Annotated in this window: 17 protein-coding genes; 4 read left to right on the top strand and 13 right to left on the bottom strand. The window is 62.0% G+C overall.

The window, feature by feature from the left end; genetic code table 11:
• Nucleotides 1-92: 92 nt before the first annotated feature.
• The 4 genes from IE097_RS18815 (at nt 93) to IE097_RS18800 (ending at nt 4,132) form a co-directional block, all read left to right on the top strand.
• On the top strand, nt 93-962 hold the full coding sequence (locus IE097_RS18815; protein WP_189462436.1) for a LysR substrate-binding domain-containing protein: 870 nt from the start codon (nt 93-95) through the stop codon (nt 960-962).
• 409 nt (nt 963-1,371) lie between these two features.
• A complete protein-coding gene (locus IE097_RS18810) occupies nt 1,372-3,030 on the top strand; it encodes a carbohydrate-binding protein (protein ID WP_444542879.1) in 1,659 nt (552 codons plus the stop codon).
• Between the two features lie 270 nt (nt 3,031-3,300).
• Complete coding sequence (locus IE097_RS18805) at nt 3,301-3,609, top strand: putative quinol monooxygenase (RefSeq protein WP_189462434.1); 309 nt, start codon at nt 3,301-3,303, stop codon at nt 3,607-3,609.
• 79 nt (nt 3,610-3,688) lie between these two features.
• A complete protein-coding gene (locus tag IE097_RS18800; RefSeq protein WP_189462433.1) occupies nt 3,689-4,132 on the top strand; it encodes a YdeI/OmpD-associated family protein in 444 nt (147 codons plus the stop codon).
• A 230-nt stretch (nt 4,133-4,362) separates the two neighbouring features.
• Here the strand turns inward: IE097_RS18800 and IE097_RS18795 are convergent, their stop codons facing one another.
• The 13 genes from IE097_RS18795 to IE097_RS18735 all read right to left on the bottom strand — a co-directional run bounded on the left by IE097_RS18795 (nt 4,363) and on the right by IE097_RS18735 (nt 23,259).
• Nucleotides 4,363-5,994: a bifunctional aspartate transaminase/aspartate 4-decarboxylase gene (locus IE097_RS18795; RefSeq protein WP_189462432.1), complete on the bottom strand. Its 1,632-nt coding sequence runs from the start codon at nt 5,992-5,994 to the stop codon at nt 4,363-4,365.
• A 39-nt stretch (nt 5,995-6,033) separates the two neighbouring features.
• Nucleotides 6,034-7,719 carry an aspartate-alanine antiporter gene (aspT, locus tag IE097_RS18790; protein WP_189462431.1) on the bottom strand — a complete coding sequence of 562 codons (1,686 nt, stop codon included), beginning with the start codon at nt 7,717-7,719 and terminating at the stop codon, nt 6,034-6,036.
• A gap of 43 nt (nt 7,720-7,762) precedes the next feature.
• Nucleotides 7,763-9,472 (bottom strand): aspartate-alanine antiporter, encoded by a 1,710-nt coding sequence (gene aspT, locus IE097_RS18785; protein WP_189462430.1) that lies wholly within the window; start codon nt 9,470-9,472, stop codon nt 7,763-7,765.
• Between the two features lie 1,273 nt (nt 9,473-10,745).
• Nucleotides 10,746-12,005 (bottom strand): ABC transporter permease, encoded by a 1,260-nt coding sequence (locus IE097_RS18780; RefSeq protein WP_189462429.1) that lies wholly within the window; start codon nt 12,003-12,005, stop codon nt 10,746-10,748.
• On the bottom strand, nt 11,998-12,696 hold the full coding sequence (locus tag IE097_RS18775; protein WP_189462428.1) for an ABC transporter ATP-binding protein: 699 nt from the start codon (nt 12,694-12,696) through the stop codon (nt 11,998-12,000). Before IE097_RS18775 ends, IE097_RS18780 begins: the two co-directional genes overlap by 8 nt.
• 4 nt (nt 12,697-12,700) lie before the next feature.
• Nucleotides 12,701-13,201: a ZrgA family zinc uptake protein gene (locus IE097_RS18770; protein WP_189462427.1), complete on the bottom strand. Its 501-nt coding sequence runs from the start codon at nt 13,199-13,201 to the stop codon at nt 12,701-12,703.
• Between the two features lie 28 nt (nt 13,202-13,229).
• Nucleotides 13,230-13,868: a DUF3299 domain-containing protein gene (locus IE097_RS18765; protein WP_189462426.1), complete on the bottom strand. Its 639-nt coding sequence runs from the start codon at nt 13,866-13,868 to the stop codon at nt 13,230-13,232.
• A gap of 139 nt (nt 13,869-14,007) precedes the next feature.
• Entirely contained in the window at nt 14,008-14,526 is a 519-nt protein-coding gene (locus IE097_RS18760) for a hypothetical protein (RefSeq protein WP_189462425.1), read from the bottom strand.
• Between the two features lie 363 nt (nt 14,527-14,889).
• Complete coding sequence (locus IE097_RS18755; protein ID WP_189462424.1) at nt 14,890-16,869, bottom strand: alkyl/aryl-sulfatase; 1,980 nt, start codon at nt 16,867-16,869, stop codon at nt 14,890-14,892.
• Between the two features lie 527 nt (nt 16,870-17,396).
• On the bottom strand, nt 17,397-18,497 hold the full coding sequence (locus IE097_RS18750) for an AI-2E family transporter (protein WP_189462423.1): 1,101 nt from the start codon (nt 18,495-18,497) through the stop codon (nt 17,397-17,399).
• 235 nt (nt 18,498-18,732) lie between these two features.
• Nucleotides 18,733-19,188, bottom strand: coding sequence for a hypothetical protein (locus IE097_RS18745; RefSeq protein WP_189462422.1), 456 nt, complete (start codon nt 19,186-19,188; stop codon nt 18,733-18,735).
• Nucleotides 19,189-19,641: 453 nt separating this feature from the next.
• Entirely contained in the window at nt 19,642-20,817 is a 1,176-nt protein-coding gene (locus tag IE097_RS18740) for an OmpP1/FadL family transporter (protein ID WP_229797666.1), read from the bottom strand.
• A 720-nt stretch (nt 20,818-21,537) separates the two neighbouring features.
• Nucleotides 21,538-23,259 (bottom strand): PAS domain S-box protein, encoded by a 1,722-nt coding sequence (locus tag IE097_RS18735; RefSeq protein WP_189462457.1) that lies wholly within the window; start codon nt 23,257-23,259, stop codon nt 21,538-21,540.
• Nucleotides 23,260-23,301: the final 42 nt, after the last annotated feature.

The following is a 23,301-nucleotide window of genomic DNA, read 5'->3' as shown; positions in this document are numbered from 1 at the left end:
GTGAAAGTGCCGCGACTTTATCGACGTCATGTGACAGTCATCTGCTTGATTCAACATGTGTTTCGATACGAAAACATAGAGAGAATCTATAAATGAGCACCGCCCGACTGCGTGCCTTTCTTGCGGTGGCACGGCATGGCAGTTTCAGCGCCGGTGCGCGTGCGCTGGGGCTGAGCCAGCCGACGCTGACCGCCCAGGTCCAGGCGCTGGAGCGACAGCATGGGGTTGAGTTGTTCGTGCGGCGGGGACGCTCGCAGATGCTTAGCACGGTCGGGCAACAGCTGCTGCCGCTGGCGCAACAGCTTTCCGCGCTGGAGACCGAGGCCTACAACCTGTTGCACGATTCGGGGCAGCTTGTTCGCGGCCAGCTCCGGCTTGGCGCGGTTGGCCCGTTTCACGTCATCGAGATGGTCGACGCTTACCGACGGGTTTATCCGGGCGTCGACGTGTCGATCCGGATCGGCAATTCCGCCGCGGTCCTCGCCGATCTGGACAACTACGTCACCGATGTCGCCGTGCTGGCGGGGCGGCACGACGATGATCGATGGGCGCACATGCGCTATGCACGCCACCCGCTCATCCTGTTTGCACATGTAGACCACCCGTTTGCCAGGCGCGCGAGCGTGCGGCTGGCCGAGCTGCACCGGCAACCGCTGCTGCTGCGCGAAGCCGGTTCGACGACCCGCGATGCGCTCGAGCGGGTGCTCCGTGAAGAGGGGGTGCAACCGCAGATCGCCATGGAAATCGGCAGCCGCGAGGCGCTGCGTGAAGCGGTGATCCGCGGCCTGGGGCTGGGCACCGTGTCGGAGGCCGAATTCATCGCCCATCCGCAGATCCGTCCGGTGCGCATCGAAGGCGATCCGGTCTGTACCGAAACCTTCGTCTATTGCCTGCGGGAGCGTCGCGACAGCCTGCTGGTTTCGTCGTTCTGGGAGGCGGCGCTGAAGGCGCAGCCGGCCTGAACCGGCTTGCCGCATGCTGTTGCGGAAATGGTGGCGGAGCGGCAATTCAGTCCGCCGTCCGTCAGCGACAACCGGTTGCGGTCGCCAACCAGACCACCGCGCGGTTGCGCCGGAAAGCGGCTTGGCCGTCGACGATCGGCCGGCTGAACGGGTTTGGCTGCGGCATGGCCAGTCGGCCGGCGCGTAAACCCACCGCGCATTTGGTTGACACGGTTTGTCTCCTGCCAGCGGTCGTTGACGCGACATGAGCCGCTTCAGGTTAATGGCGGGGCACCGATTCATGGTGCGAACGCAAAGAAGGTCAATCTCTATTCGGGACGGCTTCTCGAATCCGGTCCGGACGGCATGGCCAGCAGGCCGCCGACAGCGATTGGCCACAAAAAAACCTGAGTGGAGATGTTCCGAGATGATGCACATCAAGAGGATGGCCTGGGCCGTGTTGCCTGCCGCCATCGCAGCCTCGTACGCCGCAGCCGCATATCCGGTCTGGCAGGAAGGCCAGACCTACACCGCCGGCACCTATGTGTCGTACAACGGCAATGATTATCAGGCGCTGGTGACCCACACCGCCTACGTCGGCACGAACTGGAATCCGGCCGCCAGCCCGACGCTGTGGAAGCTGATCGGTGCCAGCACCGGCACGCCGAGCCCGACCCCGACCCCGACCCCCGCACCGACGCCGGCTCCTACGCCCGCACCGACCCCTGTTCCGACCCCGGTCCCCACACCGGCACCGACGCCTGCGCCGACACCTTCGGCAGGCTGCACTGCCGCCGCCTGGGCGGCCGGCACGGCCTACAACGGCGGCGCTACCGTCAGCTACAACGGCCACACCTATTCGGCCAAGTGGTGGACGCAGGGCGACGTGCCGTCGAGCAGCACCGGTGACGGCAAGCCGTGGAACGATCTGGGTGTCTGCGGCCCGGTGAGCCCGACGCCGACGCCGACGCCGACGCCGACGCCGACGCCGACGCCGACCCCGACCCCGACGCCGACGCCGACGCCGACCCCGACCCCGACCCCGACCCCGACACCGACACCGACACCGACACCGACACCGACACCGGCTCCGGCTCCGGCTCCGGCTCCGGCTCCGACGCCGAGCGGCACGGCACCGAAGTTCATCGACAGTCCGTACAAGGACGTCACCGTGAACACCGACTGGAATACCGACGGCATGCGCAGCCGCAATGCCAACGGCACCGTCGTCGATGTGACCAGCGCCATGCCGGCGAACCTGTCGACGCTGACCTGGGCCTTCGTCACCGGCGAGTGCGGCTCGACCTCGCCGTCGCCGGTCGGTGAAAACCTCGCCGGCATGGTGCCGGCGACCTTTGCCGCGACCAACATCCCGATGTTCGTCAACGCCGGCAAGAAGTACGTGGTGTCGACCGGTGGTGCTGCCGGCGCGTTCACCTGCGGCACCGACGCGGGCTTTGCCAAGTTCATCAGCAACTATTACTCGGCCAACATGATCGGGATCGATTTCGACATCGAAGCCGGCCAGAGCCAGGCGCAGATCGTCGAGCTGGTCAAACGCGTGATCGTGGCGCAGAAGACCTACCCGCAGCTGCGCTTCAGCTTCACGCTGGCAACGCTGGCGACCAGCCCGGCCGGCGCCTCCGTCGCCACCGACATGGGCGCGAACTCGCCGAATCCGCTCGGCGATACCGGCAAGGTCGTGATGAGCGCGATCCAGAGCCAGGGCCTGACCAACTACACGATCAACCTGATGACGATGGACTACGGCAACCCGCCGTCCAACGGCATCTGCGTGGTCAGCGGCGGTCAGTGCCAGATGGGCCAGTCGGCCATCCAGGCGGCGATGGACCTGCACAACTACTACAAGCTGCCGTACAGCCAGATCGAGCTGACGCCGATGATCGCCGCGAACGATGTCGGTGGTGAAAACTTCACCCTGGCCGATGCAGATGTCGTGTCGGCGTTCGTGAAGCAGAACGGTCTGGCCGGCGTGCATCACTGGTCGTTCGACCGTGACATTGCCGGCACCAACGGCGGCGCCAATCTGGCGTTCACCAACCGCTTCCTGACCAACCTCGGTCAGTAAGCGGTTCGGCGGATATGGCGGCGCGATCCGCCATATTCGCCATCCGCCCCCGCATCCCGGGCCACAGGAGCGCTGGCATCCTGCCGGGACGGCCCCCTTCCGGAAGCCAGCCTTTTCGGGCGGGGGCTTCCCGCTTCCCGCTTCGTGCGGGGAAAAGCGGTGGCCAGGTGCAGCGACGCTCCGGCTTCTCGGTCAGCCGGCGCCGGAGGCACTAGTCTGCTATGACAAACGTCAAACCCTCGATTCAGCGTCACTACATGCGGAGTTCCAATGACCACTTTTGCCCTCATCATCAAGCACAAGACCCAGCCAGGGAAACGGGATGAGGTTTGGCACGTTTGGGAAAAGCACATGGCGCCCGCCGTTGCAGCCAATCCGGGGCATCTCGCGTATTTTTACTGCTTTGACAACGCGGATCCGGATTCAATCTGCGCCTTCCAGCAATATGCAAGCGCCGAGGCTTCGCAGGCGTTCTTGAAGACCGACAACTATGCCGCCTACCTGAAAGACGTCGAGCCGCTTCTGCTTGGCCCGCCGCAAGTCACCGCGCTGAATCCGGTGTGGTCGAAATCGGGCTGACGATTCATTCATGCCGGGGCCACTTTGCGACCCGGCCGAATGAAGGTGTCGGGGCGAACGAGGACTGGCGGAGGCAACGATGAAATTTGAAGCGCGGGTCATACCCTCCGGCAATGCCACCGCAATCGCGCTTCCGGAGGACGCGGTGACTGCACTTGGCGGAGGTGCAAGGCCTGCCGTCGCGGTCACGATCAACGGCCACACCTGGCGAACCCGGGTCGCGCGGATGCGGGGCTTGTGCATGATCGGCATCAGCGCCGGAAACCGGGCTGCAGCCCGGATCGCCGAGGGCGAGAACGTTGAAGTCGCCATCGAACTGGACGACTTGCCAAGGGAAGTGCCGGAGCCACCGGATTTGAAGAGCGCGCTGGACGCCGATTCATCGATACGTCGCGCGTTCGAGAAACTGCCCTTCGGGCTACGGCAGAAGCACGTGCGCCATCTCGAGGAAGCCGGGTCAGCGGAAACGCGAGACCGGCGATTGGCCAGGCTCGTTTCCGCGCTTCATGCGGATTCGGCCTGACCCGGCCATCGAACGGAAGTCTTTCAGCCGTCGTCAATGTCATACGTTGACGGCCATGCGCGAACGGTTTCAGGCGGTCCACGCCGCCGGAGGCGGCGTTCCCGATGACGGAGCCGGTTGAATGAAACCGTGCAATTACAGCGGAGCGGACGTGCAATCCTTGCCCAAATGCCAGTCCAGCCGTGGCTCAGGCATGTGAATGCCTGAACCACGGATCAAGCCAGTACGGCTTATTTTTTCGACTTCTTCGCCGCGCCGGCTTTCGGCGCCTTCTTGCCACCAGCGGCTTCGTAGACGGCATGGGCTTCGGCCGCGATCTTGCGGATTGCCGCACCGATCCGGGCGTAGTCCGACTCGTTCAGGTTGGCGAGCGAGACGCGGCCCGACGGGTTGGTGGTGCCGAAGCCCTTGCCCGGCAGCAGGACGATGCCGGTCTCCTCCGCCAGTCGCAGCAAGCCCTCGTTCGGCTTGAGCGAATCGAATAGCCAGTCGGCGAAGTCCTTGTCGTACAGCTGGGTCAGGATCGTTTCCCAGTCGAGCAGGTGGTAGTAGTCGATGTTGTTCGGATCATGCGGCACCGGCAGGCCCAGCTCGCGGTACAGCGCAACCTTTCGGCGGCGGACGATGCGCTTCATGGCGTTCTTGTACGCCTCCGGCTCGTCCATCAGCGCGAACAGCGAAAACAGCGCCATTTGCGCCTGTACCGGCGTCGAAAGGCCTGCCGTGTGGTTGAGTGCGACGGTACGGCTGTCGGCAACCAGGCGATCAATGAACTTCAGCTGGCGCGGTTCGGTGGTGATCGAACCGTAGCGTTCGTCCAGCTGCTTCTTCTTGGCTTCCGGCAGCCTGGCGATGGAAGCGTCGAGCACGTTGTCCTCGTGCGTCGCGACCACGCCCAGACGCCAGCCGGTGGCGCCGAAGTACTTCGAGTACGAGTAGACCAGGATGGTGTTGTACGGGCAGATCGCGAACAGCGAGACAAAGTTGTCGGCGAAGGTGCCGTAGACGTCGTCGGTCAGGATGATCAGGTCCGGGCGCTTCTTGACGATGCCGGCGATGTATTCCAGCACTTCGTCGCTGATCTTCGTCGACGGCGGGTTGCTCGGGTTGACGAGGAAGAAGGCCTTGACCTTCGGGTCGAGCAGCTTGTCGAGCTCCTTGGTCGTGAACTGCCAGTTGTTTTCCGGCGGCGCATCGATATGCACGACGTTGAGCTGGTAATCATTCAGCTCGGGAATTTCGATGTACGGCGTGAAGATCGGCATGCCCAGCGCGATCGTGTCGCCTTTTTCGATCAGGTGGTTTTCGCGCAGGCTGTTGAACAGGTAGGTCATCGCCGCCGTGCCGCCTTCGACCGCATACATGTCGAAATGGCCCTTGAACGGGTAGGTGCCGATCATTTCGCGGTGAATGTACTGTGCAACGATCTTTTCGCTCAGTACCAGCATCCGGTCCGGCACCGGGTAGTTGCAGCCGAGGATGGCTTCGCACATTTCATAAATGAAATCGCCGGCCGACAGCCCGAGCTGGTCGCGGACATACGAGACGGCGGATTCGATGAAGGCGATCCCCGGTACGCCGGCGTGGGCCTTGGTGAAGATCTCGAAGCGTGCCTCGATCCCGTCGCGCTGCGGGAAGCCGCCGACGCCTTCGGGCATGTAGACGAAGGAACGCTCCGATTCGGTCATCGCAAACAGGCCGAACTGGAAGAAACCGTGCCGCGGCACCGTCGCGAGGAAGTTCGGATTGCCGCGGCCGGCGTTGAGCATCAGCTTGTCGCTCTGGCGGGCCGCCTTGATCAGCACGTCCTTCAGCTCGAACGGGCTGAGGCCGGAGAAGTCGTCGATGTTGGTGAAACTCATGGTGTACTCCTTGTTGGTTCGTGCTTGGACCGGCGGGGATTACATGAAGGCGATGACCAGCGGACCGAGCAACGTGAGCAGCACGTTGGCCAGGGCATAGGTGATCGCAAAAGGAACGGTGGGAATCGAGTTCTCGGCCTTGTCGAGGATTTCGCCGAAGGCCGGGTTGGCGCTGCGCGACCCCGACAAGGCGCCGGCAAATACTGCGACGTTGTCGTAGCGCAGCACGTAGCGGCCGAACAGCATCGTCAGCAGCAGAGGGATGATGGTGACGGCGACGCCGACGAGGAAGATCGTGAAGCCGTGTTCGCGCACGGTTTCCACCGCCTGCAGGCCCGACGACAGGCCAACGACGACGACAAAGCCGGCAAGACCGAGGTCTTTCAGGATCTGCACCGCACCGCCGGGCATGGCGCCGAAGGTCTGCTTCTTGGCGCGGTACCAGCCGAACAGCAGACCCGAGAGCAGCGCGCCGCCGCCGCTGCCCAAGGTGAGCGGAATCGAGCCGATCTTGACGACCAGCAGGCCGATCAGCAGGCCGACCACCAGACCGGCGCCCATGTAGACGAAGTCGGTCTTTTCGGTATGGATCACGGTGTAGCCGACCACGCCGGCCACGCGGCTCACGTCCTTTTCCGCGCCATATACGGTCAGCACGTCGCCGGTCTGGACGATGGTTTCCGGTGCCATCGGCAGCGGCTTGCCCATCCGGGACAGGCCGACCGCATAGACACCGTGTCGTATCTCGGGCGAGGCTTCTGCGGCGATCTGGCCAAGCGACTTGTTCTGCAGCCGCTTGCTGGTGATCACGATGTCGATGCGCTGCATCGCCAGATCCATGCCGGTTTCACCGTGAACCTCGGAACCGATCACAGCGGACTGTTCGAGCACGGCGGTGCGGCGGCCGACCAGCAACACGATGTCGTCCTGCGACAGCACGAACTCGGCCGAAGCGGCGATGATCTGCCCGCCGCGTTTGACGCGTTCGATCGTGGTCGGCGGCGTCGACGATTGCTCGATCTCGCCCACGGTCCGTCCGGCGGCCTTTTCGACGCGGTACACCCGGCCGACCAGTTGCGGCACTGCGGCGAGCTGCCCCGGTCCGAGCACCTGTACGCCGGACTGCATCGCGCTTTCGGCCGCGATGGCGTCGTCACGGATGCTGCGGCCCATGAACTTCGGCAGGATGTTGACGCAGACGATGATGGCGCCGAACGAACCGAACACATAAGTCACCGCATAGCCGATGGCGACGTTGGCCTGCAGCTGCTTGAGCTCCTCGGCCGGCAGGCCGAGCTTGGCCAGCGCGTCACCGGCCGTGCCGATGATGGCCGACTGCGTCAGGCCACCGGCGGCGATACCGGCGGCGAGACCCTTGTCCAGCCCGGTCAGCTTGGCCAGCACGACCACGGTCAGCAGCCCGGTGGCGGAGAGGACGATGGCGAGAATGATTTCGCGGATCGACTGCTTGCCGAGCGAGTTGAAGAACTGCGGTCCGCTTTCGTAACCGACCGCGTAGATGAAGAGCGCGAACAGCACCGATTTGACGCCCGGGTCGATCGACACACCGACCTGGCTGACCACGACCGCGACCAGCAGCGAGCCGGCGACACCACCCAGCTGGAACTTGCCGAAATTGATCTTGCCGATCCGGTAACCGAGCGCCAGAGAGAGGAACAACGCTATCTCTGGTGATCGCTTGAAGATTTCGTGTAACCAATCCACGGTGCGCACCTCTTTTTAGTTGGTTTACTGCAGGACAAGCAGGTCAGTGAACGACGATCTGACCTGCCAGAAAAATGATCAGCGGCCCCATCAGCGGCAGCACGATGTTGGAAATGGCATAGGTGATCGTGTAGCCGAGCAGCGGCGTCGTGTTGCCGGCTGCGTTGACGACGGCGCTCAATGCCGGCGTGCTGCACTGCTGCCCGGCAATCGCGCCGAGCAGCACCGGGCTGTCGAGCTTCAGGATGAAACGCCCGAGCAGCAGTGACAGCGTCGCCGGCACCAGCGCGATCAGCACGCCGGTGATCGGCAGCGCGATGCCGTAACTCTTGACCAGCGCCATGGCCTGCGGCCCGGAGGACAGCCCGACGCAGGCGATGAACATCGCCAGGCCGAGGTCTTTCATCAGTTCGATTGCGGAAGCCGGAATGTGCCCGACGCCAGGGCGCAGCGCCTGAAACCAGCCGAACAGCAGGCCGCTCAGCAGCGCGCCGCCACCGGTCCCGAGCGAGAAATTGACGCCGCCGACCTTTACGCCGAGCGCGCCCACGAGAATCCCGAGCACGATGCCCAGCCCGGCGTAGGTAAAGTCGGTTTCGTCGGACTTGTCGATGCGCTGGCCGATGTGCGCACTGACCTTGGCGATGTCGCGCGGCGAGCCCTGCAGGCGGACGACGTCGCCGGGCTGAAGGCGCAGGTCGGGCAGCAGCGGCAGCGGCTCGCCCAGCCGGCGTATTTCCAGCAGGTGGACGCCGTCGCTGATTCCGGTCCGGCGGAACTCGCGGCGCAGCTCGCCCAGTGCCCGGTTCGCCAGATCGCGGCGGTTGAAGACGATGTCTTCGATCTCCACCGCGAAATCGAGCCCGGCGACGTGCGCGACTTCGGGGCCCAGCAAGGGGCTGCAGGCCAGAACGCTGTCGCGCTGGCCGGTGAGCAGGACGGCGTCTCCCCGCTGCAGGACCAGTTCCGGTGTCGCATCGATCAGTTTGCCGTGGCGCCGGACTCGTTCGATGCTGGCCTTGCCGTCGACGCCGGCCTCGATGTCGGCCACCCGCTTCCCGGCCGCGGCATCGATCCGGTAAATGCGTCCGACTACCTCGGGGGCGGCCTGCAGGTCGGCGTCATCGTCGTCATTGTTCAGTCCGCCCATCTGCTGCAAGAGTGCGTCGGCGTCCTTCCTGAGGTTGATCTTCAGCAGCAGTGGAAACAGCTGGCTGGTGGCAATGACGATCGCGATCAGGCCGAATACATAGGTGATCGAGTAGGCCGTCACGACATTGGCCTGCAGCTTCTGGATCAGGTCCGGAGCCAGCGGCAGTTTGGATACGGCATCGGAGGCCGTTCCGACCACGGCGGATTCGGTGGCGGCGCCGGCCATCAGGCCCGCGGCGGTGCCCTGATCGAGGCCGAAAAGCCAGGTGGCACCCATCACCAGGGCCAGTACCGCCGCGACTTCAACGGCACACAAAAGCCCGAGGCGCAGGCCTTTTGCGTTCAGGTTGGCGAAGAATTGCGGCCCGCCGGCGTAGCCGAGCGCGAAGATGAAGAGGGCGAAAAACAGCGATTTGATGCCCGGCGCAGGCTGGACTTCGACGAAGTTGCCGATCAGCAGCGCGGCAAGCAGCGTGCCGCAGACGCCACCGAGCTGGATCGGCCCGAAACGGACCCGGCCAAAGGCGTAGCCGGCCGTCAACGCAAGGAACAAGGCGATGGCCGGGTTCTGCTGCAACAGCAAGAGCGGTGATTCGGGCATGCGTCGACAGTCCCTCAGATGCTTGACTTCTGGATCACAGGTGCTTGCAATTTGCTTTTGCAGCTAAGTTATAAAACTTACACTATGCCACCTTCATGTAAAGTTTTAGTTTCAATAATGCGAAACTTTGTTGTTATTGATACTTTTTTTTTGTTGATTAAATGCCTGAAGCCGGTGCGAACTGACCATCCGCTGCAGATTCGACAATCTGCAGGCGAAGTGCTTGCGCTGAGCAGGGCACAGCAAGTCGAATCGTGGATGCCTCCCTTTTGAGAGGGATGGACGCGGTTCGGATTTCCGGGGGTGGGATTTGTGACGGAGGCGCGAGGCCGAAGGCGGTGCGGGTTTCAATGGAAGTGGGTGCCGCGCGGAGCGGCAACGACAGCAATGGCCGCGGCCCCGCTTAATGGGGATTAAAGCCTTGTCGCGATGCGCCAATCGTTCGGCAGCGCAACGCGCGTACGTTTTTGTCGATTCGGCTGAGGATGCTCGGAGCAGGAAATGAGCAAATCAGCGGGTTTTTCGGTTGCTTCAGCGCATATGCGTGCAACACCTCGAAAAACTGAAAGGGCGTCAAGCCTTTACAAGCAGACAAGGGCCATCCCCATCGAACGGGGAAAAATACTTGTCGCGTGGCTTGGCGTTGCGGCAATCGGCATCGGGCAGGGGCTTGGTGGCGCGTGCCATAGGTATACGATTTTCAAATCGAATCAGCGTATTCCTAAACGTATGCCTGACGATGCTGGAGGTGAACGGACTTGGCTGGCTTCCCTTGGACGCAAAAAACCCCCGGAAGCTAGGCTTTTCGGGGGTTCTCCGGACTTCCCAGGAAGCCCTGGGAAGGATGACTGGTGCCCAGGGTCGGACTCGAACCGACACGCATTGCTGCGGGGGATTTTGAGTCTCGTGTGTTCTTTTTTTAAATCATGGGTCTAAGTGCGATTTGCAATAACCTGTAAGGAAGTGGGTGAGGCTGGAACCCGCGTCGTTGCTGTGGTTATTTTGGTGTTATTGCAGGCATTTGTTCGCAAAAATGCTTGTTGGTGCATCAAACAAACAGTTTCCTCTGCTGCCAGTGGCACAGATTTTCATGATCCTTGATGCCTTTGTGGCGCAGTTTATGAACCGCGCATAATTGCGTCACTACTGACCACCGACAGTAGTGTTCCCACTGTTTCGAGTAGAACAACTTTGAAGTCCAGTTCATACCTGTACAACGTCTAACTAAAAGCGCCCACCCGGGCGCTTTTTTCATGAACGTACAACCGGGCGATCACGCCGCCACGTGCAAACCGTCGCTCAAGGACAGCCGGTACGCGCGCCATGCCGGAACGAAGCTGACCACCAGCCCCGCCAGCAAGGTGCAGCCCATCAGCAGCCATTCGCTGGCGGTCGGCCAGCCCGGCGTGATCAGCAGCGTCATGTGGTCACGCAGCAGCGGCCCGGCAACGGCCAGCGCGCCCTGCAGCAGCGCGCAGCCGATGGCGATGCCGCCGACCAGCAGGCAGGCCGTTTCGCCGACCACCAGCGCGAACAGCTGCCACGGCCGGGCGCCGACCGAACGCAGGATCGCCATTTCGCGGCGGCGCTCGTTCAGTCCCACCAGCAGCGCGGTCATCATCCCCAGCAGGCCCACCAGCAGCACGAACCACGACAGCACCTGCAGCGCCTGTTCGGCCACCTTGAGCAGCTGCCACAGCTCGGACAGCGCAACACCGGGCAGGATGGCCATCAGCGGTTCGCCACGGAACTGGTTGATGGCGCGCTGGACGCCGAACAGCCCGGTGCGCGATTTCAGCCCGACGTAGAACGCGGTGATGCTGTCCGGCGGCGGCACCGCGCGGTCCTCGTCGGCCGAGAGCGCGCCGGTGGTCGCCAGCAGCGAGGCACTGCCCGACTCCCAGCCCTGGTGGATCGCGGTCAGGCCATCGAGCGAGATGTGCAGCGTGTCGTCGACCGGGGTGCCGGTCGGCGCAAGGATGCCGGTGACGGTGAAAGGCTGATCGGCATGTTCGGTGAGCGCGCCGTCGCCGCTGCCGTGGGTCAGCACCAGTTTCTGCCCGAGCTGGTAATGCAGCCGGCGGGCGATGTTGGCGCCGAGCACGACGTCGTGCAGATGGCTGAACTCGTGGCCGCTCTGCATTTTCAGTGGCTGGTTGTCGCCGTAACGCAGATAGCGGAAGTAATCGTGGTTGGTACCGAGCACCGGATAGCCGTGGTGGCTGTCGCCCAGCGAGACCGGAATGGTCCAGGCCACGCGCGGATCGGCCGCCAGCTTCTGGTAGCTGTGCCAGTCGATGTTGTTGGTCGCGTTGCCGACCCGGAACACGCTGTACAGCAGCAGCTGGATCGAACCGGTACGCGCGCCGACGATCAGGTCGGTGCCGCTGACGGTGTTGGCGAAGCTGGTGCGCGTTTCGTTGCGGACCCGGTCGACGCCCAGCAGCATCAGCGTGGCCAGCGCGATGGTGGCGATGGTCAGCACCACGGTCAGCCGGCGGCTGCGCAGACTGCGTAAGGCAATTTCAAACATGGTCGACCTGGCTTGCTGTGTTCAGTTCGGAAAGGTTCAGGCTGCGATCGAAGCCCTCGGCCAGCCGCGGATCATGGCTGACCAGCACCACCGCCGTGCGCTGTTGCTCGGCACACGCGAACAGCAGCGAGACGAAGGCATCACGGCGGGCTTCGTCCAGCGCCGACGTCGGCTCGTCGGCGATCAGCAGCTCCGGCGCACCGATCAGTGCCCGGGCCACGGCGACCCGCTGCTGCTGCCCGACCGACAGCGCGCGGGCCGGACGATCGGCCAGATCGCCCAGCTCGAGTTGCGCGAGCAAGGCCAGCGCCTGCTTTTCCGGCGAGCCGGCCAGTCCGGTGGCCCGCTGGCGGCGCAGCCGCGAGAACTGGCAGCCCAGCAGCACGTTCTGCCGCACCGACAGATACGGCAGCAGATTGAACTGCTGGAACACGTAGCCCAGATGGTTGGCGCGGAAGTGATCGCGCTGCGGTGCACTCAGTTTCGCCAGATCCTGGCCCAGCACGGTCAGTTGCCCCGAGTCGGGGCTCTGGATGCCGGCCAGCAGCGCCAGCAAGGTGCTCTTGCCGCTGCCGCTGGGGCCGTGCAGGAACAGTTTTTCTTCGGCAGACAGGGAAAACTGCGGGATGCACAAGGTATCCCGCGGATTGCCCGGCCACTTGAAATGGAGGTCGCGCAGCTCGATCAGCATCGGATCAGCGCAGGTTCAGCGTTTGGCCCGGCTTGAGCCTGAGCTGGCGCTGGCCCTTGTCGGTGGCGATGTTCACGACCAGTTCGCGGATGTTCGGATACTGCTTCCACAGCGGCAGCGCGATGCTGGCCGGCGCACGCTGGCACTTGAAGCTGTAGTCGGCATCGATGTCGACATGGGCACCGGTGCTCCAGTCCGGCGCGGCCACCTTGACCGGGCTGGTCTTGCAGCCGGCAGCGGCCTCGGGCACGAACAGATTGGTCGCGAGCGACAGCGTTTTGGTCATCTGGTCGATTTTCTTGCGCTCGGCATCGGTCTTGGGCGCGTGCTCGAAACCGAGCACGTTGTCGGCCGGGCTGGCGAAGTCCAGCGCCAGTTCGCCCTTGTCGAACGCGACATCCAGCGTCGCCACACCGTGCTGGTGCGGACCGTGTTCGTGATGTTCGTCATCGTGTGCCCACGCTGCAGCGCTGGTCAGCGCCAGCAGTACGATCCACTTCTTCATGGGTCCTGCTCCTTTGCTTGCGGAAATGCTATTTCTTGTAGGCCGTGACGGCGTCGGCCGACATCTGGTAGCCCGATTCGACCATCGCTGCGCCGTCGACCAGTGACAGGTTGCTCTTGCTGTGGCCGACCTTGAGCTTGCCCCTGATCGTCACCGGCGCGAACAGCTCGCCCTGTTCATAGCCCTGCGGATAGCGCACGACGATCATCTGGTTCGGCGGCGGCGGCGGGACGTGGATGCAGGCGCCGACGATGGGGACCAGCAGGAACTCGGTGACCTTGCGGTCGCTCTGCGTCAGCGGCAGCAGGTAGCCGTCGATCTGTACGTCCTGCTGGTTCAGCGACGGCTTGAGATCGGTGATGCGGCGTTTCTCGAAGGCGTTGAGCTGATCGACCATCGGTGCAAGATCGCTCAGGTCTTCCTTCAGCAGCTTGCGCTCCCACTCGCCCAGCGCGTCGGGCTTGGTGCCCTGCTCTTTCATGCTCAGCTGCAGCTTGCGCTGCTGTACCGCGCGCACCAGCCGGCTGCGCTGGTCGCTGCTCATTGCCGCAACCTTGGCGCGCAAGGCCGGGTCGTCGGGTTGCAGGTCGTTCCACTTCAGTTGTGTTGCGGCGAATGCGCCCGTGCTGAACACGAGCAGCAGCACACACAGGATCTTGCGGACCATTTTCATCTCCTACCAGGAATGCGCAGTGCCAGTGCAGTGCCAGCGCACTGCGAGGGAGCCGAACCATCCGCCAATGCGAATGGCAGCATCAACGGCAATCAGTGGCGTAAGCGTTCACATGCGCTACTTTTTGCCGGAATCAGAACAGGCTGCCGTTGAACGCCAGATCGACCGTTTCGCTGGACTTGCCGGTGAAGGACACCAGCTTCGCATCACGCGCTTGGGCGAAGGTCATCTGCTGTGACAGCAGCGCCGACAGCGTGGCCTCGCTCAGCAGCAATACCGAGTCGCCGGGTTGCGGCGTCTGGTGCGACTGCATCAGCACGCCGGCGCCCGAGCCGTCGAAACGGGTCCACAGCCGGCTGTCGACCAGATAGACCGCGAACTTCGTCTTCATGCCGCTGCTTTCCAGCTGCGTGCGCACCTGGTTGAGCCAGCCGCTGGCGCGCGCCAGACCGGCGGTGCCGGCCAGCGGCTGCAGCGCCTGAAGCTGGCCCTCCACGATCGCCTGACGCGTGCTCAGGGCGATGTCGAACGCCCCGGGATAACCCTCGGTAAACGGGTTGTCGAACAGCATGTCGTAGCCGCAGGCCATGGTCTGGCCAGAGATCAGGGTCGCGCAAAGCAGCGCGGCCAGTGTGTGCTTGGTGAATGTCATGGGCTTCCTGTCGCGATCGGCCAGTGCGGGACACGGCCTCCAAGTCGATGCGCCGGCGGCAGCATGCGACTGTGCGCAAAGCGGCCGGGCAAGGCCCGAACCACGATCAACAATCCCGCGTGCTACGCGGGTTCGGCCTTCGGCCTGCGGGCGCCCCCGGCAGCGCGTCATTCGCGCAGCCGGTGCCCCCGATGGATTCGTCGCCCTTGCACATCTGCGTCAAGCGCGCCGAACCGGTATCCGTATGTATTCGAGCTTTGCTCGTCCCTTCGCCTCAGCGAGGGGGTAGCAGGTGCGGCATGAAGCCGCACCTGCCTGTCGTCGTCATCAAGTACGTGGCGCCGGGGCGCCGCGCATGCCTGATTAAGGCGTGACGATGTTGAACCAGAACTCGAAGCTGTCGAGGTAGCTCATCAGCTCGCCCAGCTTCTTGCCGTTACCGTCGATCTTGACGTCGCCTGCCGTGATCGCCTGCTCGAGCGTAATTTCCTTGAGCATGATCTTGTTCAACGCATCACGGGTCAGCTGGATCGTTGCATCCGGCTTGTCGGACTGGGTGTTGGCGGTGTTGTTCAGCACACCGTTTTCCAGTTCGAGCTCGTACTTCTCCTTCGTATCGGTGAAGTTGAAGTTCAGCGCGATCCTGGCGTTGCCGGCCTTTTCGCTGTTCAGGCGAACACCCAGATAGTCGAAGAACATGTCCAGCGTCATCGCCTTGATGGTGTCCGGGCTGGCCGTGTTCGGCGTGGCCACCTTGTTCACGCCTTCACGCAGTTCCTTGGCACCGCTCAGATAGAAGTTGCGCCACGGACCCGACTCGGCCTGGTAACCCAGCTGCTCGAGTGCATCGGCTTCGAGGTTGCGCGCGGCCTTGTTGTTCGGATCGGCGAACACGACATGCTTGACCACCTGGGCAACCCAGCGGTACTCGCCCTTGTCGTAGGCTTTCTTCGCGTTCTTCAGCACCGCATCGGCACCGCCCATGAACTCAACGTACTTCTTGCCGGCTTCGACCGGCGGCAGCTCGTTCAGCGTGGCCGGGTTGCCGTCGAACCAGCCCAGATACAGCACGTAGGTGGCCTTGACGTTGTGGCTGATCGAACCGTAATAGCCACGGTTTGCCCAGACCTTGTCCAGGCTGTCCGGCAGCTTGAACTTCTCGGCGATTTCGTCGCGGGTGTAGCCCTGGTTGGCCAGACGCAGCGTCTGGTCGTTGATGTAGCGGTACAGGTCACGCTGCGACTTCAGCAGGGTGTTGACGTCCTTGTTGCCCCAGGTCGGCCAGTGGTGCTGACCGAACATCACTTCGGCCTTGTCGCCCCACATCGTCACCATCTGGTTGATGTACTTCGACCACGGCAGCGGTTCGCGGATCTTGGCTCCACGCAGTGAGTAGGTGTTGTGCAGCGTGTGGCTGACATCCTCGGCGGCGGCGATCGCCTTCTTCTCCTGGATGTACCACATCATTTCTGCCGGCGCTTCCGAATGCGGCGCCATCAGGAACTCGTAGGTCAGGCCGTCGATGACGACTTTCTCGCCGGTCTTGGTGATGTAGTCGGTCGGCGGAATCAGCGTTACGGTACCGGCCGAAGTGGTCGTACCCAGACCGGCACCGACCTGGCCCTTCGCGTCCGGTGGCAGCACGTTGCCGTACATGTAGCTGGCGCGGCGGCTCATGACGTTGCCGGCCATGATGTTCTCGGCCACGGCGGCTTCCATAAAGCCTTCCGGTGCGTAGACCTTGGTCTTGCCGGCCTTGACGTCTGCCTCGCTGACCACGCCGCGCACGCCGCCGTAGTGGTCGACGTGGCTGTGGGTGTAGATCACGGCCTTGACCGGCTTCTTGCCACGGTTCTTGAAGTACAGCTCCATGCCGATGCGGGCGGTTTCTTCCGAAACCAGCGGGTCGACCACGGTCACGCCTTCCTTGCCCTCGATGATGGTCATGTTCGACAGGTCGAGGTTGCGGATCTGGTAGATGCCGTCGGTGACCTGGAACAGGCCGCTCATGCCGATCAGCTGGGACTGGCGCCACAGGCTTGGGTTGACAGTGGCCGGGGCCTTCTCGCCTTCCTTGATGAAGCCGTACTTGTTGGGATCCCAGATCAGGTTGCCCGCTTCGCCCTTGATGACGTCGGCCGGCAGCGCGGCGATGAAGCCCTTGTGCGCGTTCTTGAAGTCCGAGGTGTCGGAGAATGGCAGTGACTTCAGCAGCGCGTCGTTGGCGGCCTTGGTCGCCGGCGCAGCGTCCTTGCGCAGGTCATTGGCGGCAAAGGCCGGTGCCAGCAGACTGCTGGCAACGCCGGCGAACACCAGCTGCGTCAACATCGTTTTTAGTTTCATGTGGCTTCCTTTGCTATTGGAGGGAGTGTGGGGCACTGAAGGTTGGAAACTTTTTCATAACTCAGGGCATGCCAAGTTAGTTTGCAGTTTATTTCGCCATTACGCCATAGATATTCAGAGTTGATCAGATATGTTTTGATTGTTCCTGCTCTCCTCTCTTACTGTGTATGTTTTTTGGGCTGGTGAAGTTTTAATGAAGGGGCGCCTATAAAAACTGAACGTCACATGTTGAATGAAATGATTGCCTTGTTGGTTCCCGTTTTAGTCGTTCCACCAGATGATTGGATGTCGGCTTCAAAGTAAACCTTGGTTGACGCTTCCTTCTGCCACTTTCGGTTTTACCTCAACTATTTACTTTGGTTATTCGGATGGCACGGTCGCCGAAGGCTTGGTCCACAAGGAGTCAAAGAAACTGGAGGCGGCGCAGGCCCGGTTTTCCGTCGAATTCATTCACTTTATGAATGGTGGACGGTTGGCGGTTGTTGAGCTTACAGAGGGGGCGCCATTTTGGGCCCCCGGTCTCATGGTCACTCAGCCACCTCGGCGGATTCGCCCTCGGCCGGCTCCTGCAGCGCAACCCAGCGCATGAAGATGATGTAGCCCAGCGACAGCAGCACCGCGCCGACGAACATCCCCAGAATGCTGGCAGCGACCATGCCGCCGAGCGCACCCAGCAGCACGACCGGCATCGGCGCATCGACACCGCGGCCCAGCAGGATCGGCTTGAGCACGTTGTCGGCCATGCCGCCGATCACCAGCAGGATCGAATACACCACCGCCATCACGGTGCCGTAGTCGCCGCTCATCCAGATGTAGGCAATCACCGGCAGCGAGATCAGCAGCACCGGCAGCTGCGCGATGCCCAGGATCAGTACGACGACGGCCAGCGCACCGGCGAACGGCACCTGCGCCACCATCAGCACGAGGCCGATGATCAGGGCCTGGATCAGCGCCACGCCGATCACGCCCTGCGCAACGGCGCGGATCGTATTGGTCGACAGCACGACCATGCCGTCGCCGTGTTCGGCACCGGCCAGCCGGCGGCCGATGGCGGCCATGCTCTGCGCGCCCGCCTCGCCGTAGGCCATCATCACGCCGGCAATGATCAGCGCAAAAACGAACTTGAGGATATCGCCACCGATACCGGCCACAAAGCCCAGTGCCGACTTCGATAGATCCCCGATCTTCGGTTGCATCGAGTGGATCAGTCCCGGCAGGTCTGTCGCGGCCATGTGCCACACCGAGTAGATCTTTTCGCCCACCAGCGGCCAGGTTGCGATCCGCTCCGGCGGCAACGGCAGGTGCAGCGCGTTGTTCTGCACGGCATGCACGACACCGGTGACCGAATCAGCCAGCGAGCTGGCGAGCAGCGCCACCGGAACGATGATCAGCGCGAAACCGCCGATCACGATGGCCGTCGAGGCCCGGCCTTCACCCAGTTTGGGGGCGAGTTTCCGGTGCAGCGGATACAGCGTGACCGCCATGATCATCGCCCAGAGCATCAGCGTCAGGAAGGGCGAGAAGATGCGGTAGCAGACCACCACCATGGAAATGATGAGTGCCGCCTGAATCAGCACGTCAAGCAGTTGTCGCGAGAACAGCTTGCCCAGCTTTTTGGGATCGAACATGGAATCTCCGAGCTTTAAGGATATCGGTTTTGTTATATATATCACCGTCGCATGACAAACGCTGTCGGCGTTACTGCATATCGACGTAATCAAGTTGAAAAGGAATGGTCGGGCTGCGCAAAGACATCGGGAGCAATCCGGCACTTGCGCGGCCCGGTCGTACCTCGGCGGGGTGTGCGTCAAATCGATTGAATGGCGCAGGAGGCGGTGGGTTCGCCTTGGCCTGCGGCGGTGCTTAGTGCGGCGGGTTCACGACCACATACTGGACGTTGGTGCCCGAGTACTGCGGCTGGTAATAGGTGTTGCCGCATTGCTGGTAGGTGATCCCCGAGTAGGGATATGGCGCGCAGTTGGGTGGCAAGGTGCGGGTGATCGAGCCGATCACGGCAGCAGTCAGGCCAACGGCAGCCGTCACGCCCGCGGCGGTCGCGATCGGATGGTAATCGTCGTCACCGTACCAGCCGTTGTGATGGTTATCGACATCGACGTGAACGTTCTGGTTGACGTTGATGTTGTGGTTCACGTTGCGGTTGCGATTGATGTCGCGGTTGTGGCTGACATTGGTGCTGCGCACATGATTGTGGTCCACGCGATTCGCGTTGGCCCGACCGTTACGCGCCTGAGCCAGTTGCGGCACGACCATCGATGCGGTTATCAGGGCGAACATCAAGGTGGAAAGGGGACGTTTCATAGGGGGCTCCTTTGCGTGTCGCGCCCGGGCGGTTGGACCGCGTTCAGCACGAGTGGATGGCATCTCCTCCGGATATTGCCTATTGCGCCAGTTATGACGAAATTTGAAATACCTTAACATGTGGCAGACATGAGAAACTGTTAAATAGTTGCAAAAAGCAACAATATAAGAAATTGCTGTTTTTGAGGATGAAGCTGGTGTGTGGAATGCGAAACAAGGCAAGGTTGGTGGATGGTTTTCTTGAGGAAATCAGCTAGGGAATATGCCTTGAACTGGTATTTACCATTCGGCTTTTGTTTCGAGGTGGTGCGAAGAAACCTAGCCATCCACGAATGCCGGGTATTGAACACTGGCAATGGTCGGCGGATTGCTGGTGAAGGGCCCCCGAATTGCCGTCAACACATGACGACGGTGCTTCGGGTTAAGCGAGCTTGCATCGAAGCAGAGCCGGACTCAGTTGAAGCTGTGTGCGTAGTTGACGGAGAGGAAGTAGAGATGGCCGGTATCGAATTCGCCGTTGAACAGCGGGTTCTGCACCGTGCTGCCCTGCATGCGCAGGTATTCGAACGCGGCGCCGACGCTGGACTGGGCGTCGAGCTTGTATTGCGCACCGACGCCAAAGCGCCATTCCGCACCGGTCGGGATCGTCAGCGAGGTATCGGACTGGCTGGCGTAGATCGACGAGTCATATGCGATGCCGCTGTCGAAACGCCATTTTTCATTCGGCCGGTACTGGACGCCCACGGCCGCGTGCCAGGTGTCCTGCAGCTTGTTGCCGCTGCTGACCTCGTTGCCCGCGGCTTCGATGGTGCTGTCGCCGAAACGCGACCAGTCCTGCCAGCCGAGGTTGCCCATCACCGCCCACTGGTCGTTCAGCTCGTGATAGCCGCTGAACATGACCTGTTGCGGCGAGTTCACCATCGCGGCCAACGGCAAGGACCATGACCGGTTGATGTTCGCCGAGCCGATCGAGTGGTTGAACGACAACTGCGGGTCGATGGCAAAGTCGTACCTGGTCTCGCTTGTATAGGTAAGGCCGAAGCGCGTACGTGCGTCGAGGTCGTACAGCATGCCCAGATGCGCGTTCGCCGCCCAGTCGTAGTCCTTTTCCTTCTGCTCGCCACCGGCTGCATCACGGTTCAGTGCAAAGTAGCCGTAACTGATGCCCATGCCGGCGCCCACCGACCATTGTTCGTTGACGCGGTACGCCACCGTCGGCTGGACATTGAACGCGATGATCCCGGCGTCCTTGACGAAGCCTGAGCCCGCCCAGTCGCCGTAATGCGCGGCGAGGCCGAAATTGCCGTAGGCGCCGATACCGACCTTGAGCCGGTCGTCGATAGAGTGGCTGTAGAACACGCTGGCCGACGGCAATGGCGAAAGCACATTACCCGGGTTGTTGCCATCGAGCAGTGCGTCGTCGGACATCGAGTACTCGCTGTTGCCAAGCAGCAGCTGTGTGCCGACGCTGATCTGGTCGCCGGCCAGATGCGTCATGCCCGCAGGGTTGCCGAGAATGGTCGTGGCATCCTGTGCGCGGGCCGCTTGGCCGGCACCGGCCAGACCGATTTCAGGTCCGCCGGTTTCATAGAACAGGAGGCCGGCAGCGGATACGGAGGGAGCACTCAAGCCGAGCCCGGTCGCCAATACAAAGAGTGTGCAAGTCATCTGCTTAGACCTTTGCAACAAGCCACTATCAGTCAGTTTGTGACGTAGTAACTCTCGCTCTTGGGTGTGGCGCACGGGTTCATCTCCTTTGTGCAAAGCTTGTCCATGTGTCAGTTTAAACAAATAAATCAATGCTATCTCTATCTTTATACCTTGCTTGTTGAGATATTTTGTCGGATTGATGCCCTCTTGGATTTGTCCAGTTTTAGAAGCGCTAAACCGTACCAATGTTTGAAAAATTTGAAGGAAAGCGATTTCGCCGTTCAGGGAGGTCGATTTAATCCTTGAGTCAAAAATAGCGCCCATTCCTAGGGGCAATCAGACTGCACCCGCTTTTGCGGGGTTGAGGATGTTGGTGGCTCTTTCAGCCGCGCAGCCCGCTACTGGAGTGAGGCGTCGGCTGAACGGGTGTCGGAGTGATGTCAATCGTGTATTTGACGATGACCTAGTAGTGGCGCTCGCCTTGAACGATGCCGATGACCTTCTCGACTTTCGAAACTGACAGATTCTGGTAGCCAGCCAGCGTCGAGAGGACGGCTTGCTTCGCTGCCGGGAGAACCGCTGGAGCAACAGTCGAGAGAAGTTTGGGGCCACACTTCAGTGCTGCAGAAAATCGGGTCACCTGAGTGTGTTCGCTCAAGCTGCAGAGTTGAAGCACCGCCGTCCCGAATCTGCGCGCGCCTACTTAGCCCCGGTGCCCAGTCGTTCCAACGAACTGGCCAGCTCGCTGATACGTGATTTGGTTTGATCCACCAGGCTGCCGATTTCGTGCGCGGATTCGGCAGAGCGGGTTGCCAGGTTCCGTACTTCGTCGGCAACGACTGCGAAGCCCCGGCCGGCCTCACCAGCACGCGCCGCTTCGATTGCAGCATTGAGCGAGAGCAGGTTGGTTTGCGAGGCAATGCCATCAATGACGGTGACGATGGCACCGATCTGCTCGCTGGAAGCGAGCAGGGCGGCCATGGCGGTGTCGGTTGTGGTGCGGGCCTGGTGGATGCCGTTCACGTCCTTGACGAAGGCTGTATAGGCGATCCTACCTTCCAGACGGACCTTGGAAAGCGAGAGCTGCCCCCAGACCTTGCTGCCGTCCTTGCGCTCGATCTCGACTTCGCGACTGGTACCGACAATTTTGTCCTGTCCCGTCGTGCGGTTTGCATTGACCAGGCTGTCATGCCGATCCTGGATGGCCGCCGGGACGAGCTTCTTGACGTTCTGGCCGATGACCTCGGCCCGGCCGTAACCCCAGAGTTTTTCGGCTGCAGCGTTGAACGAGGTGACGTTGTTGTGTTCGTCGATCGTCACGACGGCGTCGAGCGCCTGCTCGAGTGACTGATTCATCATTTCACGTGCTTCGCGCTCGCGGGTGATGTCCTTGACGAAGGCGGTGTAGCTGATCCGGTCACCCAGCTTGATCCGCGACAGCGACAGGCTGCCCCAGACCGTTGAACCATCCTGTCGCTCGATGCAGACCTCCCGGCTGGTGCCGACGATATGGTCGCGTCCGGTTGCCCGGTTCGTGTTCACCAAGCGGTCGTGCTCCCCCTGGATGCCCTGCGGTACCAGCATCTTGACGTTCCTGCCGATGACCTCGTCACGCTTCAAGTTCCAGAGCTTCTCGGCCGCAGCGTTGAAGAACGTGNCCTCACGCGCTTCGCGCTCGCGGGTAATGTCTTTCACGAAGGCGGTGTAGATGACCTTGTCACCCAGTACGACCTTCGAGAGCGACAGACTTCCCCAGACCTTGCCGCCATCTTTGCGCTCGATCTCCACCTCGCGGCTGGTGCCGACGATCTTGTCCTGGCCGGTCGTTCGATTGGCATTCACCAAACCGTCATGGGCGGGCTGAATGCCGCGTGGCACCAGCATTTTCACGTTCTGGCCAACGACTTCACTTCGCTCGTAGCCCCACAGGCGTTCGGCCGCGCTGTTGAAAAACGTGACCACATTCTGCGTATCGATGGTGACGACTGCATCGATGGTTTGTTCCAGTGTCTGCGTGATGATTTCGCGGCTCTCATGCTCGGCGGTGATGTCGCGTACGAAGGCCGTATAGCCAGCGCGGTTGCCGGTGCGGACCCGGGACAACGACAGGCTGGCCCAGCAGGCTGTGCCGTCCTTGCGTTCAAGCATGACCTCTCTGCTGGTCCCCACGATCCGGTCTTCCCCGGTGCGGCGGTTGTGCTCGACGAACTCGTCATGTTTCGACTCGATCGACCGAGGTACCAGCATCTTGACGTTACGGCCCATCACTTCATCCCGACGATAGCCCCAAAGGCGTTCGGCTGCTGCGTTGTAGAAGGTGATGCGATTCTCGCCATCAATGCTCACCACGGCATCGACCGCCTGCTCCAGAACCTGCTGAACCTCGGACTGTCGCGAGCCGAGTGCGAGCCATCCGAGCATGGCGTGAAGTGAACGACGCGGATTGGCAGTGCGATGCATGGC

This window comes from Jeongeupia chitinilytica, assembly GCF_014652315.1.
GTDB classification, from domain to species: Bacteria; Pseudomonadota; Gammaproteobacteria; order Burkholderiales; family Chitinibacteraceae; genus Jeongeupia; species Jeongeupia chitinilytica.
The sequence above is the reverse complement of the archived record's forward strand: the minus strand, read 5'-3'. Positions and strand labels throughout refer to the sequence as shown.